General features: G+C 69.0%; 18 protein-coding genes and 1 pseudogene. 3 read left to right on the top strand and 16 right to left on the bottom strand.

What is annotated here, in order from left to right; translation table 11 throughout:
- Window positions 1-1,176, bottom strand: coding sequence for an ATP-binding protein (locus CQZ88_RS20060; protein ID WP_102800201.1), 1,176 nt, complete (start codon window positions 1,174-1,176; stop codon window positions 1-3).
- 171 nt (window positions 1,177-1,347) lie between these two features.
- Here CQZ88_RS20060 and CQZ88_RS20055 point away from each other — a divergent pair, with 171 nt between their 5' ends.
- Together CQZ88_RS20055 and CQZ88_RS20050 are read left to right on the top strand one after the other, a co-directional pair.
- Window positions 1,348-1,962, top strand: a complete 615-nt coding sequence (locus tag CQZ88_RS20055; protein WP_006944090.1) for a TetR family transcriptional regulator — start codon at window positions 1,348-1,350, stop codon at window positions 1,960-1,962.
- The gene (locus CQZ88_RS20050) at window positions 1,959-3,593 is read left to right on the top strand and encodes an MDR family MFS transporter (RefSeq protein WP_006944088.1); all 1,635 of its coding nucleotides are present in this window, start codon (window positions 1,959-1,961) and stop codon (window positions 3,591-3,593) included. Before CQZ88_RS20055 ends, CQZ88_RS20050 begins: the two co-directional genes overlap by 4 nt.
- Here CQZ88_RS20050 and CQZ88_RS32310 read toward each other — a convergent pair.
- From CQZ88_RS32310 to CQZ88_RS29970, 7 genes are all read right to left on the bottom strand, one after another.
- Entirely contained in the window at window positions 3,511-3,897 is a 387-nt protein-coding gene (locus tag CQZ88_RS32310) for a sigma factor-like helix-turn-helix DNA-binding protein (RefSeq protein WP_044476360.1), read from the bottom strand. The two genes, CQZ88_RS20050 and CQZ88_RS32310, sit on opposite strands and share 83 nt — an antisense overlap.
- A gap of 207 nt (window positions 3,898-4,104) precedes the next feature.
- Window positions 4,105-4,686: an AAA family ATPase gene (locus CQZ88_RS20040; protein WP_006944086.1), complete on the bottom strand. Its 582-nt coding sequence runs from the start codon at window positions 4,684-4,686 to the stop codon at window positions 4,105-4,107.
- Window positions 4,687-4,920: 234 nt separating this feature from the next.
- Window positions 4,921-6,483, bottom strand: coding sequence for a CotH kinase family protein (locus CQZ88_RS20035; RefSeq protein ID WP_251549901.1), 1,563 nt, complete (start codon window positions 6,481-6,483; stop codon window positions 4,921-4,923).
- A complete protein-coding gene (locus tag CQZ88_RS20030; protein ID WP_006944084.1) occupies window positions 6,483-7,160 on the bottom strand; it encodes a DUF4956 domain-containing protein in 678 nt (225 codons plus the stop codon). The genes CQZ88_RS20035 and CQZ88_RS20030 overlap by 1 nt, the downstream gene beginning before the upstream one ends.
- A gap of 69 nt (window positions 7,161-7,229) precedes the next feature.
- Complete coding sequence (locus CQZ88_RS20025; RefSeq protein WP_006944080.1) at window positions 7,230-8,138, bottom strand: polyphosphate polymerase domain-containing protein; 909 nt, start codon at window positions 8,136-8,138, stop codon at window positions 7,230-7,232.
- Window positions 8,139-8,402: 264 nt separating this feature from the next.
- On the bottom strand, window positions 8,403-8,924 hold the full coding sequence (locus tag CQZ88_RS20020) for a DUF1992 domain-containing protein (protein ID WP_006944077.1): 522 nt from the start codon (window positions 8,922-8,924) through the stop codon (window positions 8,403-8,405).
- A 32-nt stretch (window positions 8,925-8,956) separates the two neighbouring features.
- Window positions 8,957-9,127, bottom strand: a complete 171-nt coding sequence (locus tag CQZ88_RS29970; RefSeq protein WP_006944075.1) for a hypothetical protein — start codon at window positions 9,125-9,127, stop codon at window positions 8,957-8,959.
- Window positions 9,128-9,153: 26 nt separating this feature from the next.
- Here CQZ88_RS29970 and CQZ88_RS20015 point away from each other — a divergent pair, with 26 nt between their 5' ends.
- The gene (locus tag CQZ88_RS20015; protein WP_006944073.1) at window positions 9,154-9,675 is read left to right on the top strand and encodes a CGNR zinc finger domain-containing protein; all 522 of its coding nucleotides are present in this window, start codon (window positions 9,154-9,156) and stop codon (window positions 9,673-9,675) included.
- A 10-nt stretch (window positions 9,676-9,685) separates the two neighbouring features.
- Here the strand turns inward: CQZ88_RS20015 and CQZ88_RS20010 are convergent, their stop codons facing one another.
- The 8 genes and pseudogenes from CQZ88_RS20010 to CQZ88_RS19975 all read right to left on the bottom strand — a co-directional run.
- Entirely contained in the window at window positions 9,686-10,468 is a 783-nt protein-coding gene (locus tag CQZ88_RS20010; protein ID WP_006944068.1) for a putative protein N(5)-glutamine methyltransferase, read from the bottom strand.
- Window positions 10,469-10,485: 17 nt separating this feature from the next.
- Window positions 10,486-10,776, bottom strand: a complete 291-nt coding sequence (locus tag CQZ88_RS20005; RefSeq protein WP_006944067.1) for a GNAT family N-acetyltransferase — start codon at window positions 10,774-10,776, stop codon at window positions 10,486-10,488.
- Window positions 10,777-10,793: 17 nt separating this feature from the next.
- Window positions 10,794-11,255 (bottom strand): MarR family winged helix-turn-helix transcriptional regulator, encoded by a 462-nt coding sequence (locus CQZ88_RS20000; protein WP_006944066.1) that lies wholly within the window; start codon window positions 11,253-11,255, stop codon window positions 10,794-10,796.
- A gap of 45 nt (window positions 11,256-11,300) precedes the next feature.
- A pseudogene (locus CQZ88_RS19995) lies at window positions 11,301-11,764 on the bottom strand (carboxymuconolactone decarboxylase family protein).
- Complete coding sequence (gene bfr / locus CQZ88_RS19990) at window positions 11,761-12,237, bottom strand: bacterioferritin (protein ID WP_006944064.1); 477 nt, start codon at window positions 12,235-12,237, stop codon at window positions 11,761-11,763. Before bfr ends, CQZ88_RS19995 begins: the two are co-directional and overlap by 4 nt.
- A 45-nt stretch (window positions 12,238-12,282) precedes the next feature.
- On the bottom strand, window positions 12,283-12,480 hold the full coding sequence (locus CQZ88_RS19985; RefSeq protein ID WP_006944063.1) for a bacterioferritin-associated ferredoxin: 198 nt from the start codon (window positions 12,478-12,480) through the stop codon (window positions 12,283-12,285).
- A 181-nt stretch (window positions 12,481-12,661) separates the two neighbouring features.
- Entirely contained in the window at window positions 12,662-13,417 is a 756-nt protein-coding gene (locus CQZ88_RS19980; RefSeq protein ID WP_006944062.1) for an AIM24 family protein, read from the bottom strand.
- Window positions 13,414-14,115 (bottom strand): AIM24 family protein (locus CQZ88_RS19975; RefSeq protein ID WP_258008696.1); only part of this gene is annotated, 702 nt, incomplete at its 5' end. The genes CQZ88_RS19980 and CQZ88_RS19975, both read right to left, overlap by 4 nt.

Genomic DNA, 14,115 nt, shown 5'->3' with positions numbered 1-14,115 from the left:
CTACTCCGCCGGTTGACGGCGGATGAAGTCGGCCATACCCGGGACGGTGAAGGCGATGCGACCGTGCTCCGGTGCCCAGATCAGGCCCTTGCGGATGGCCGAGTTGCGGACGTCGCTGACACCGGTGGCGGTCGAGCCCATCAGCTGGGCGACCTTCCCGGACCGCGGGGTCTCCTCGCCGGTGGCGGCGAGCGCGGTGAGGTAACGGCGCTCGCGGTCGGTCGCCCGGTTCCAGCGCGACGGGAAGAATCCCTCGTCGAGGTGACGCCGGCCCACCTCGACGGCGAGTTCGGCATCCTCGAGCTGAAAGGGGCTGTGTGGAGCGATGTTCCAGATCGCCTTCCCGTACTCCTGGAGGAAGTACGGGTAACCGCCGCTGGCCTGGACGAGCACGGCGAGCGCGTCGTCGGTGAAGTCCCCGCCCTGACGGCGTACCGGGATGCGCAGGGCGTCGGCTGCGGCCGCCGGGGTGAGGGGGCCGATGGTGCTGTAGAGGAACTGTCGCTCCGCGTACGAGCGGTTGCCGGCCAGCACCGCGGGAAGATTGGGTAGTCCGGCGCCGATGAGGAAGAACGGCCATTCGCGCTGGCTCGCCCGGTGCTGGACGGCGAGCAGCGCCGACAGCAGATCGGAGTCGAGGTCCTGCATCTCGTCGATGAACAACCCGAATGCGCTGGATCTGGGCCGCAGTTCGGCGGTGATCGCTTCGACGAGTTCCTCGAGGTCGAGATCGATGTCGCCACTGGCTGCCGGACGCTGGTCGAGGGAGAAGCTTGCGGTCGCCGGGCCGAGGCCGAGGCCGAGGGAGAAGCCGCGGGCGAGGTCGATGAGCGGGTCGATCGCGTGCTGGATCCGGTGCTTGCGGCTGTAGCGGCGCAGTCCGACCGTCAGCTCCTGGGAGAGCTTGGCGCGGACCGCGGTGGTGCCGGCCTCGCTGGGGCGGGCCTCGATGGCGATGGTGAGCCATCCCTGCCGGTCGGCGTGCTCGACGAGGGTGTTGAGCAGGGTCGTCTTCCCGACCCCGCGCAGTCCCGACAGGATCGGGCCACGGTCGTAGTTCTGCCGTTTGCTGCGGGCGACCAGGAGTTCGAACGCCCCGATCTGCTCGTCGCGCCCCTCGAGCGCCGGCGGCCGGAGTCCGGAGCCGGGCTTGAACGGATTGAGCTCGAGGTCCATGGGGCGAGTATAGAGACTTATGGAGTTCTATCTGAAGTTCTCCATAAATGACCATAACGTCCCATAGTCGCCCGCAGACACCAGGCTTCTTTGCACTCTCGGGACAATGGTGCAATCATGCACTCTATGGATGAAAGTGCAACAACTCCGTCCGGGCGGCGGAACCGCCGGATGGAGCGCACCAGAGCCGCACTCGTCGGCGAGGCGCGCGCGCTCACCGCCCGACATGGTCTTGCCGGGTTCACCGTGGAGGAACTCTGCGAGCGGGTGGAGATCTCCCGGCGCACCTTCTTCAACTACTTCCCGTCCAAGGAGGACGCGGTCCTCGGCGAGCCCCCGCTCAGCCTGACCCCCGAGGAGGAGGACGCCTTCGTGGCCGCCGGGCGGCACGACGGGGACGGCATCTCCCCCACGCTGCTCCAGGACCTCGTCGCGGTGATCCTCACCCAGATCGGGCGCACCGACTTCACCCGCGAGCACGCGAAGCAGTACCACGACATCATCCACCGCGAGCCGCAGCTACTGCCCCGCATCCTGCACAACGGCGAGGCCCAGCTCCGGCGGTTCGCCGAGGTCGTCGCCCGGAGAGAGAACCTGCCTCCCGACGATCCGCTGCCGCGGACCGTCGTCTACGCGCTCGCCGACATCACCCGGCACACCGCCGACGAGTTCTTCGGCGACGACACCGATCGACCCTTCGCGGAGCTGCTGCTCCGCAACCTCGACATCGTCCGGCGACTGTTCGGACAGCGGCTCGACCCCATCGAAACGGCAGGAAACCCGTGACCGCAACGTCGTCCCGGCCCGCGGCACCACCGTTGGTGCTCACGCAGCGCCGGATCTGGCTCATCTTCTCCGCGCTGATCGCCGGCATGCTGCTGTCGAGCCTCGACCAGACCATCGTCTCCACCGCGATGCCGACCATCGTCGGGCAGCTCGGCGGCGTCGAACACCAGGCCTGGATCACCACCGCCTACCTGCTGGCGACCACCATCGTGATGCCGATCTACGGAAAGTTCGGCGACGTGTTCGGCCGCCGCACCCTCTTCCTCGTCGCCATCGCGGTGTTCACCCTCGCCTCCGCCGGCTGTGCCTTCGCCACCGACTTCTGGTGGTTCGTGATCTTCCGCGCGATGCAGGGCCTCGGCGGCGGCGGCCTGATGATCCTCTCCCAGGCCATCATCGCCGACATCGTCCCGGCCGACCAGCGTGGCAAGTACCTGGGTCCGCTCGGTGCGGTCTTCGGTGTGGCCGCCGTCGCCGGCCCCCTGCTCGGCGGCTTCTTCGTCGACCACCTGACCTGGCACTGGGCCTTCTACATCAACCTGCCCGTCGGCGTGCTCGCCTTCGCGATCGCCTGGTTCACCCTCACGCTGCCCACGAAGCGGCCCGAGAAGAAGGTCGACTTCCTCGGCGTGCTCACCCTCTCGGCCGCCACCACGTGCCTGATCCTGTTCACGGACTTCGGTGGCGACCGGGGCTGGACGGATCCGCTGACCCTCGCGCTCGCCGTCGGAGTGCTCGTCGCGGCAAGCCTTTTCGTCCTCGTCGAGTCCCGCGCCGAGGATCCGATCATCCCGCTGTCGCTGTTCCGCAATCCGATCTTCGTCAACGCCACCGCGATCGGCTTCACCGTGGGCCTCGGCATGTTCGCGGCGCTGGCCTTCATGCCGACGTTCCTGCAGATGTCGTCCGGCACCTCGGCCGCGGTCTCCGGCCTTCTGATGATCCCGATGATGGCCGGCCTGATGGCCACCTCGATCGCCTCCGGCATCGCAATCACGAAAACCGGTCACTACAAGGCGTATCCCATCGCCGGTGCCCTCGTCACGGCCGCCGCGATGTTGTGGCTGACCACCCTCGAAGGCAGCACGCCGCTGTGGCTGATCTGCACGATGCTGTTCACCCTCGGCCTCGGCCTGGGTCTGATCATGCAGGTGGTCGTTCTCGTGGTGCAGAACGCCGTGCCGCCCACCGAGATCGGGACCGCGACCAGCACCAACAACTACTTCCGGGAGGTGGGCGCGTCCCTCGGCGTGGCGGTCTTCGGCACGATCTTCACCAACCGGCTGGCCGAGAAGCTCACCGCCGTGTTCACCGGAGCCGGGGCCTCCCCGGAGCAGGCCGGCCAGGCGACGGCGACGCTCGATCCCGCGGCCCTGAACCAGCTGCCGGACTCCGTGCGCACCGGCGTGGTCGACGCCTACGCCGACTCCCTCGCACCGGTGTTCTGGTACCTGATCCCATTCCTGTTGGTGGCCTTCGTCATCGCGTGCTTCCTGCGGCAGATCCCGCTGTCGCACGAGGCGGGCATGGTCGCCCGCGGTGAGGCGGTCACGGAGGAACAGCTGACGCACGCGGCAGGCGCGCGACCGCACCCCGCCGAGGCCGAGGCCGGGAGTCGCCCGGCCCCGTGACGGCGCCCATGCGCGCGGGGTCGGCCAGCGCCGCCCGAAGGCGGGACAACGCGCGATGCTGACCCACACGAACGGCGCCGGGCGTCGTCCGCAGGACGGCGGCGGACTCCTCCACAGACAACCCCTCGACCACCCGCAGGCGCAGGATTTCGCGTTGCCTGCGGGTGAGCGTCGAGAGCAGCGCGTCGACGTGCTGCCGCTCGCAGCGCAGCACGCGCAGCTCCGGACCGTCCCTCTCGCATACGGAGTCCGGCCGATTCCCGCGTGCGGCGGCGGTATCGACGGCCTGGGTGGGAGTTGTCATCGAGTCGTGCCTTCCTTGCTGGGGCATGACGCATCGCGTCTGTTCACGCACCCACACAACCGGACGACCCTCGGGCGTCCATGGGAGTGAGCCGTGGATCTGCTGGGAAGTGCGCCTTCGGTGAACCCGACACGTGTCGGGGACACCGGTCACCGAGGTGCCGATGCCACTGCGGTGCCGGAGATCGTCACTGCGTACCGGAGATCGTCACTGCGCGCACGGGGATCCGCCGCCGAGTGCGCAGCGGTCCGTCCCGTCCTGCGTCAGCAATCCGAACACCCGGCTCTTCGCATCGTCGCGAGTGGTGACGACGACGTGGTCCCACGGACCCCCGGCCGGGGCGTCGTCCTCGCGGGTGAGGTGCGGTCGCAGAGCCGTCCACCGATGCCAGTGCCGCGCGAACGACGACTCGTTCACCACGCGCCCGCGAGCGTGCTGTCCGGCCCGCGCGACATCGCGGGGCACGTCGAGGAAGACCAGCACCGGCGTCCAGCCTCGACGCCGTGCCAGGCGGGCCGTCCAGTCGCGTCGGCGCCTGCGCGTGGCGGTGTCGTGAACGGCCACAGGTCCTTCGCTCCGGTGCGGTCCGGCCAGGAGGGTGCGCACCACGTCGAGGGTGTGCATGAGATGGACCAGTGGCCGATACCAGCGATACGGCAGGCCCGGCGGAAGCGCGGCGGCGAGGCGTTCGGCCCGGCGCTCCGGATCGAGAACGGTCAGACCCGGGATGTCGTGCTCGATCCGGCGAAGCAGGGTGCTCTTACCCGCTCCGGGAACGCCACCGGTCATCAGGAAGACGGCACCGGTGTCGCGCCCGGACGGGTGTCCCGGGTGGGGGACCGTCGGGGCTGAGGTGGTTATGACGATTCCTTTCCCTGCGGGCAGATTCGTGATCGATTCTGCCGTCTCCAGGATGCCGGCAGGGACTGGGCCGACGCTGAGTCCTTCCTGAGGTCCGGCTGTGAAACCGGGCCGCACCTCGCGCCCGGCGCTCGCGCCTCGTCCGGTCGACTGTCACGCAGCTCAGCTGTCACGCAGCTCCGCGAGCGCAGCGGTGCGCTGTTCGATCCAGGACCGCATCGAGTCCGCGCTCGACTGGAGGGAAGCGGCCGGGAGTGCGTCGCTGACAGGGACGGTCGAGACCAGGGTGTCGAGCACCTCGATGGCGCGTCCGCTGCCGTACATCTGTTCGTGGAGGTCCCGGTAGGCGTCCTCGTAGACCTGGGTGAAGGCGTCGGATTCGAGGAACCGTGTCTTCAGGCTGTTGCCGGACTGCACCCGGCCTGCCCCCTGCCCGCCCTGCGGTGCAGCTGCGCCCGGAGGCAGCATCCCACGCGGCTGGGGCATGGTGCCGGGGTCGGCCGCCGCGGTGCCGGCCTCGCCCTGCCCGGGGCCGCCCATCGCGCCGGGTGTCATCGAGACGGTGTCGTGCGGGCCGGTGGTGACATCGCCTTGCATGGCCAGGTTCAGGTCCCAGGACACGACGGAGAGCTTGCCCGTCTGCAGGTCGTACCAGAGGTAGTAGTTCTGGCCCGGCCCGCTCATGTCGTCACCGTTGACGAGCAGGTTCTGCGTGGCGACGTACCGCGCGAACGAGTCCACGTCCACCCACTCCGACAGGTGTGCGCCGAACTCCTCGTCGCTCGCCGAGTCCAGCCATTTCAGGAAGCTGACGACCGGCTGCAGGTTCCCCGTCCCGACCGCATTGATCTGCTCGAACTGGTCGGCGTAGTCCGACTGGTCGTCGCCGATGTACTCGAACCGCGACGACGCGTCCGCCTTGTACAGGTAGCCGTCGGAGTCGAACAGGGAGTTCGCATACGTGTCGTCGGGGTGTTCGAGCAGCAGGCGCGTGGTGGTGGCGCTGTCGTTGACCGAATAGACCGTGTACGCGTAGCGCTGCGTCGGCTGCCCGGTCTCCGCGGTCAGCGACAGGGCCATCGCCTCGTTGAGCACGGGCGAGCCGGGACGCACCGAGATTTCGGTCATGCCCTGGTAGGCGCGGCCGCCGGCGTTCTCGTCGAAGCTGATGAGCAGCGGCAGCGACGTCGGATCGTCCTCGGACGCCTGCGACATGCCGCCCGGGCCGCCCATGGCCGCCGGATCGAATCCGTCGGGCAGCTCCATCCCCTCCGGGGGCTCGAAGCCCTCGCCGCCGGGCCCGGCGTCCTCGCCGCGCACGCCCATGAGGGTGGAGTTGCCCTTCAACCGCACCGAGACGTCGGTGATCAGCGTGCCGTCGATGGTGACATCGGCGGTGACCCACTTCTTCTCGCCGGTGCTCTGGAAGGCGGTGATCATCTCGTCGTATTCCGCGTCGGTGATCTCGACCGACAGTTCGTGCGGGACCGAGGCGTCGAACAGGTCCACCGTGCCGGTGATGTTGTCGGTGATCTCCGAGGCGATGATCGTCGGGTCGCCGGTGATGTACGGGCGGATGCGGGTCGCCCCGAACACGGTCGCCAGGATCGTCACGAACGCGACGAACACAGCCAGGAGTTTCCAGTGCCGGCGCAGCGACGTCGGGACCCGGTGCCGGAGCCGGCGCCGCGGCGGCGACTGTCCGGCGGTGGGTGTGTCGTCCATCAGATGTCCGTCTGGTCGTATCCGGTCAGGACGGTCACCCGCTGGCCGGTGTTGACCGCACTCAGGGCCGAGATCAGCTCGTTCGGCTTCGTGCCCTTCTTCAGCTGCGCGGTGTAGTACAGCTCGGTCAGCGCACCGGAGCGAACGGATTCGGTGGAGACCAGTTCGAACTCGGAGCAGTACCGGATGAGCACGTCCTCGACCAGCGCGTTGTACTCCTGCTCCGGCGGCACCTGCACCTTCACGACCTGACGCTGGACGTCGAGCTTGAACCAGTTGAACTTGTTCATGATCAGCAGCACCAGGCAGATCGCGATCGTCGCGGCGATCGCCAGCAGGTAGAAGCGGGTGCCGGTCGTCATGCCGACGGCCATCACCAGGAAGATGAAGCCTACATCGCGAGTTTCCTTGATGGCGTTGCGGAATCGAACCACCGACAGGGCGCCGACGAGTGCGAACGCGCGGGCGATGTTGGAGCCGACGACCAGCATGATCAGCGAGATCACCATGCCGACCAGCACGAGGGTCTGCACGTAGGACTGGCTGTAGGAGACGTTCCTGTGGGTGTGGCGGTAGACCCAGCCGATGATCGAGGCGAGCACGAACGACAGCGACAGCGACACGATGATGTCGAACGTCGTGAACGTCCCGCTGAGGTCTTGCAGGTCGAAATTCATGATGGTCCTGGTTCGGTGTAGGGACGGGAACGGCGCCCGTGCGGGGGACGCGGGCAGACGGTGCGGCGGTCAGCGCGCCATCGTCGAGGTCTCGAAGAGACCGGTCGGCACACGGTCGTCGAAGCCTTGCGGCAGAACGAGTTCGGGGGCGCCCATCCGGGAGCGCGGAGCGAGGCCGAACGCCTCGACGGACTGGCAGTACTTCGAGACGCGGACGACCGACATGTCCAGCCGGGCGGTCAGATCGGTCGCCCAGTACGGAACGCGTTCGTTGGCCTTCAGTTCGACGATCGCCAGCCTCGGCGGGACGACGAACCGGTTCTGTGCTCCCGAGGCGAAGTGGAAGTCGCGGTCGCGGCCGTGCACCTTGTGGTCGATCGTCACTCGCAGGCCGAGGTCGGCCTCGCGGCCGACGAACGCCTCCCGCAGGTAGCCGGTGGTCACGATCGGCCGCAGGTCGAGGTTGCCGATCAGCGTCGTCACCTCGTGGGCGAACGGGCGTTGCGAGGGTTCGCAGTCGATCTCCTGCCGTCCGTCGAGCCAGCGTCGCGCGTTCCCGTACGGCACTGCGATGCGCCGTTTCTGGGTGACGCGGTTGACGCGCTGCTTGATCTCGATGTGCACCGGCGTGTCGTCGGTGCATTCGGAAGGGTTGCCGTACAGGCGCATCCGCAGCTTGCGCCGGAACCGCAGGCCCTCGATCTTCTCCCAGTAGAACCGCAGGTCCGGCGTGTCGTAGTAGAGCGAGGTGACCGGGTACCCGCCGTGGGGCGAATACGGATCGGTGTCCATCCGCGCCGCGAGTTCCCGCCGCAGTTCGGGGACCTTCATCTCGTCGACGAAGTATTTGATCTCGTAGCGGTTGAAGGCGTGCAGCCTGCCGGCGGTCTGCTGGTAGCCGGTCGGTGCGGTGGGGACGTCCTCCGCCCGGTGCGTGCCCTTCGCGGAGGACGTGCGGAATCGGTCGAACACTCCCATGGAACCGGCCTCTCGTCGGCGAACCGCTGTGCGGTGAACGCGATGCGAACGACACCAGTACAGCCGGTGACGCTCGAGGAACCTTGGGACGTTCCTGGCAGTCTGCTGGCAACGGGTACGCCGACCGGGACTGCACTTTCGTCTCCGCGACACGAACCGACGAACGCCCCGACAATCAGCGAATGGTGGTCGCGGACGGCTGTGGACCGCGCGGCTGTGCGGTCGTGCGGATTCGGGGGAGCGAACTCGTCGCCGCTCTGCGCCTCAGGTTCCGGCGGACCGGATTCCCAGGACTCGGTGCCACCAGCGCCGACGCGGCGGCTCGGGGGCGTACTCGCGCAGCACGGCGGCCGCTGCCGCGGCCCGCTCGGCGCGTTTCGACCGCAGTTCCGCCCGGTCCGCGGCCCACTGCCGGACCACCTCCTCCGGGTCGACCCTGTGGATGGGGACCAGGGGGCCGCTCGGTGCGCGCAGGCAGTCCACGATCCGCCGGTTCAGCTCCCGGACGATCTGCCGCACCGCCGGCTCGGAGGGCACGTCGAGCACGGTGCTGCGCAACCGCTCGATCTCCTTGCGCAGTTGCAGCGGGGGCGGCAGCAACGCCTCGGTCGACAGTCCTTCCCGGCGCAGATAGTCCTTCACCCACCACAGCTCGTCGTCGCTGCGATGCGGGATGGGTTTGCCGGCTCCCCTGAGGTTGTCGAAGTCGCCCCGCTCCTGCGCGACGCGGATCTGACGTTCGATCCACGACTCGAAGGTGATGTCCGGCCGCTTGCGCTCGGTCATGGAGGCGATTGTCCTCCGCGGGGCGCCGGGTTTCACGGTCGCGGGGTGACCGGGACCGTCGCCGACACGCCGATCGGATCGGAGACGAGGGGCGTCGCGACCATGTGCCAGCGGCCGCACGCGCAGCGCTGGTAGTGCACCACCCCTTCGCTCGTCGGGTGGCGGGAGACCTCGGTCCAGTGGTGGCGATGGGATGTCTGCATGCCACCCAGCGTGATGTAATGGCATTGTGCATCTCAACCCTTACGGCGAATATGCCGTGCGGCTCGCCGCGGATCTGGTGAACGACCCACCCGTGACCGTCGACGCGCTGGTGCAGCGCTGCGTCGAGGCGGGCCTGGTGATCGACTTCCCGGTCGGTGCCGACGACCTGCTCGGCGTCGGCGCGATGCTCGGACGCTGGTGCCGCGTCGTCGACGCGACCGGGGACGCCGAGCGCGCCGCGCTGGTCAACGAGATGCTTGCCGCCGCATCGGCGTACCCGCGCATGACGAACCACGCCGGCGACGGCTGGCACCTGCACTACCGGGACGACCAGCATTCCCTCGCCGGTGTCGTCGAGGCCCTCGTCTCCGTGGGAACGGCCCTGCACCTGGTGGGCCGGGGCATGCACCGCCTCGGCCGCTGCGCCCTCGACGAGTGCGACCACGTCTACGCGGACACCTCCCGCAACGGGCGGCAGCGGTACTGCTCGCCGCGGTGCGCGAACCGCGACGCCGTGCGCCGGCACCGGGCCGCGCACGTCGGGTGAGCCGGGACGATCAGCGCGGAGCGGTGCCGACGACGACGGTCGCGAACGCGTCGTCGCTGTGTACCACCTGCGGGATCAGCCCGCTGCGGGCGAAGCACTCGGCGATCCCGGCGGCCTGCCGCTCGCTCGATTCGACCAGCAGGTGCCCGCCCGGTGCCAGCCATCGCCCGGCCGTCGCGGCCACCCGCCGCAGCACGTCGAGGCCGTCGGCGCCCCCGTCGAGGGCGATGCGGTCCTCGTGGTCCCGGGCCTCGGCGGGCAGCAGCGCCAGGTCCGCGGTCGGTACGTACGGCACGTTCGCCAGCAAGAGGTGGACGCGTCCGCGCAGCACCTCGGGGAGCGGGTCGTAGAGGTCGCCCTCGTACACCCGGCCGCCGAGCGCGGCGACGTTGCGGCCCGCGCACCGCACCGCGGCGGGATCGAGGTCCGTCGCATGCAGGTCCACCCCGGCAACGGCCGTCGCCACCGCGGCACCCAGGGCCCCCGAGCCGCAGCACAGGTCGACGACGACGGCGCCGGGCACGGCGAGAGCGACGGCGCGATCGACGAGGAATTCGCTGCGCCGGCGCGGCACGAACACCCGGGGGTCCAGGAGGATGCGCAGGCCGTGGAACTCGGTCCAGCCGAGGATGTGCTCGAGCGGCTCGCCGGCGGCGCGCCGATCCACCATGCCGGCGAGCTCACCGGGCGTGCCGGCGGCCTCGACGAGCAGCCGCGCCTCCTCCTCCGCGAACACGCAACCCGCGCGCCGCAGGGTGGCCGCGACGGCGGAGGGATCCGGCGGAGTCGGCATGCGGCCGTGTCCCGGTCTCAGTCGGCGAGATCCTTGTATTCGGGGTGCTTGTCGATGAAGCCGTCGACGAACGGGCAGATCGCCACCACCCGCTTGCCGCGGGCACGCACGTCGTCGAGCGCGAACCGCACCAGCGTGCTCGACAGGCCCTGGCCCGAGTAGGCGCGGTCGACCTCGGTGTGGTCGAACACGAGTTGAACGTCGCCGTCGGGGTGGTACTGGGTGTAGCCGACGACGGTGTCGCCGTCGCGCAGTTCGTAGCGCTGTTGCTGCGGATTGTGGACGGCGACGACGGACGGGTCGCTCATGGCATTCCTCCGGCTGTTCAGGTGTTGTCGAGCAGGTGCGCGCGCATCGCGGTGTACGTGTCACCGAAGCGGGTCACGTCCTGAGGGCTGAGCAGGTCGAACACGTAGGAGCGTACGGCCTCGACGTGTCCGGGGCTGGCCTGGGCCAGCTTCGCGGCGCCGGCCTCGGTGAGTTCGGCCAGCATGCCGCGCTTGTCCTCGTCGCATTCGACGCGTTGCACCCAGCCGGCGTCGACGAGGCGGCTGATCGCGCGGGTGACGCCGCTGCGGGTCGTGACGACGGCGTCGGCGAGGGCGCGCATGCGCAGCCGCCGGCCGGGGGCCTCCGAGAGGGCGACCAGCAGTTCGTAGTCGGTGAGGGACATCCCGGAGTCCTGGGTGAGCTGCTTGTCCAGGGCGCTCATCAGCAGCCGGGTGCTGTCGAGGTAGGCGCGCCAGGTGCGCTGCTCGTCGTCGCTGAGCCACCGGGTCTTCGTCATCCGTCGAGAATAACCGGGTGGTTGCTCAGGAAATCAATTCGGCCGTCACTGTTGCGGGGGACGTACCGGGTGCCGGCTGACGATGGAGATCCGGTTGAACGCGTTCATCGCCACGGCAACCCACGCGATCGCGGAGAGTTCGTCCTCGGTGAGCCGGGCGCGCGGAAGTCGTAGTCCCGGTCCTGCAGGTGACTGTCGGGCAGCGTGGTGATCGACTCGGCGAGGGCGAGAGCGGCCTGCTCCTGCTCGGTGAACAGGTCCGTCTCCCGCCAGGCCCGCAGCACCGCGAGTCGCTGGGTGGTCTCGCCCTCGCGCAGGGCGTCCCGGACGTGCACGTCCAGGCAGTAGGCGCAGCCGTTCATCTGGGAGACGCGTACGTTCACCAGCTCCACGAGCCGACGCTCGAGTCCGGCGTCGGCCGTGGCCTGGCGGATCGCTTTGGCTACCTCGATCTGCGCCCGGTACACCGGGCGGGTCTGCTTGTCGATCGGGACGCGCGCCTCGCTCACTCCGGCGGCGATACGTGCACGGAGATGTAGAGGGCTTCGCCGAGCTGCTCGAGCAGGCCCAGCTGGGTCTCCAGGTAGTCGATGTGTTCTTCCTCGTTCGCGAGGATCTCCTCGAAGATGCGGGCCGAGGTGATGTCGCTGACCGAGCGCATGTACTCGGAGCCCTTGCGGAGGCGGTCGCGGGCCTCGATCTCGACCTGCAGGTCGGCCTCGAACATCTCCTTGACCGTCTCGCCGAGCCGCAGCGTGCCGAGCCGCTGGTAGTTGGGCAGGCCCTCGAGGAACAGGATCCGGTCGGTGAGGGTTTCGGCGTGCCGCATCTCCTCGAAGGATTCGGCGCGGGTGTGCGCGGCGAGCTTGGTCCAGCCGTTGTTGTCCTGCATCTTCGAGTGCAGGAAATACTGGTTGATCGCCGTGAGCTCGGCGGTGAGCTGCTCGTTGAGGTACTCGATGACCTTCTTGTCGCCCTTCATGGCGCCTCCCGGGGACCGAACGCGGATCGACCGCCGGGTAGGGGTCTAGACGGCGGTCTCGAGTTCGATCCTCTCATCCCGCTCGCGGGATGCGCGAACGATCGCCGAGATATTTCGGACGCACCGTCCGCAGTCGGTGCCGGCGCGGCAGGCCGCGCCGATCTCGCGGGTGCAGCGCGCCCCGGCAGCGATGTGGGCCTCGATGTGCCGGTGCGAGAGAGCGTGGCAGCTGCAGACGATCATCGAGACCCTCCTGGACGTACTACTTAGGTTCACCAAACCTTACCTCAATGAGGTGTGGCTTACCTGTGAGCGTAGTCACAATCCGGCCTCGGGCGCCCCGGGTAAGTGCCCAGTCCCGGCCCGGGGTGCCCTGAGGCCGGTGCTGCCGGGCTCAGGGCTGCCGAGTTCAGGGCTGCCGAGTTCAGTGCTGCTGTGACTGCAACTGCGACGCCACCACCTGGTTGATCCGCTGCAGACCGCCGGGGGTCAGACCCGGTAGCTGTCCCTCGATGGTCCGGACGATCGCGCTGTCGTCGATCACCTTCTCGCTGGACTGGATGAGCACGGTCCCGGCGCCCGTGAAGTCGAACTGCCGCTCCTCCCCGGACTGCACACCGAACATGCGCGCCCCCGCCGCCACGAAGCCGTTGACCCACGCCTCGTCGTAGTGATGGCTCGGCGACGGGCAGTCCGCCCACCCGACGAGCGCCTCGGGATCGACCCGCAGCGGCGGCTCGGCGAACATCACGGGCCCGTTCGACGACGCGAGGAACTTGCCCGTCCCGATCAGCGTGAGGAAGCCCGGCACGATCGACTGGTTCAGCGACAGCCCGGGCTCGAACGCGAGCAGGTTCGCGGCCCGGATGGTGAGGTTGCCGTCGTCGAGGTCGTAGGAGTTGATGTCGTACCCACGGTCACCGAGGATCAGCTTCCCGTACCCCTCGGCGACGACGTAGTCACCCATGTACAGCGGGGCCGAGAACTGGTGCGCCACCATCTGCAGCAGCTGCCCCTGCAGTCCGTGGGTGAGCGAGGTGAACTGCACCTGCCCGTAGTAGGCGATCATCGCGCCCTTGGACAGGAACCACGGGCTCTGCAGGTCGATGCAGAAGGCGTAGTGGTTGCCGGGCAGGTTGTCGCTGCCGACGAGGTGGGACGGGTTCAGGACGACGCTCACAGTTTCTCCTCTGACGCTTGCACGTAGACGATGCCCTGACCGGTGCATTCGAGCTGGAGGCCCTCGCCGCCGCTGCGCCCCGCGGTGCGCCAGCTCATCGCGGACTTCAGTTCCGTCCGCACCGGTCCGTGGGCGGCGATGAAGGACTGCGGGTCGACGACGACCGGGGCCGGCCCGCCGACCTGCAGCTCGAGGAATCCACCGTGCCCGAGCAGCACCGCGGCCCCGCGCCCGGACAGCTGGGTGGTGAACATGCCGGTGCCGGTCACCATGCCGGTGGCGGCGCTGCGCAGCGCGCCCAGGAAGCCGCCACCGCCACCGCCGCCCCCGGTCGGGGGCGCCGACATCGACACCACCGAGCTCTGCAGGCTCGCGGTGTATCCCAGCAGCCGCGACGCCTCCACCCGCAGCTCGCCGCCCGCGGACAGGTCCACCACGTGCACCTCGAGGCCGCGGAAGCCGTAGTGCACCACGCCGTTGCCCTGCGCGAGCATCGTGCGTTCGTGCTCGCCCTGCATCATCCGTCCCGCCATCCCGGCGATCCCGCCCATGCCCGGCATCGCACCGGCCCCGGGTACCTGGTGCGGAGCGAACTGCACCATGCCGGTGTAGAACAGCATCGCGCCGCGACGGGCGACGACCGGCCCGGACTGGTTCAGATCGACCTTGACGACCTTGCCGTTGATCTTCGAGAACAC

This window comes from Rhodococcus sp. ENV425 (assembly GCF_002887785.1).
Taxonomy (GTDB): domain Bacteria; phylum Actinomycetota; class Actinomycetes; order Mycobacteriales; family Mycobacteriaceae; genus Rhodococcus; species Rhodococcus aetherivorans.
The sequence above is the reverse complement of the archived record's forward strand: the minus strand, read 5'-3'. Positions and strand labels throughout refer to the sequence as shown.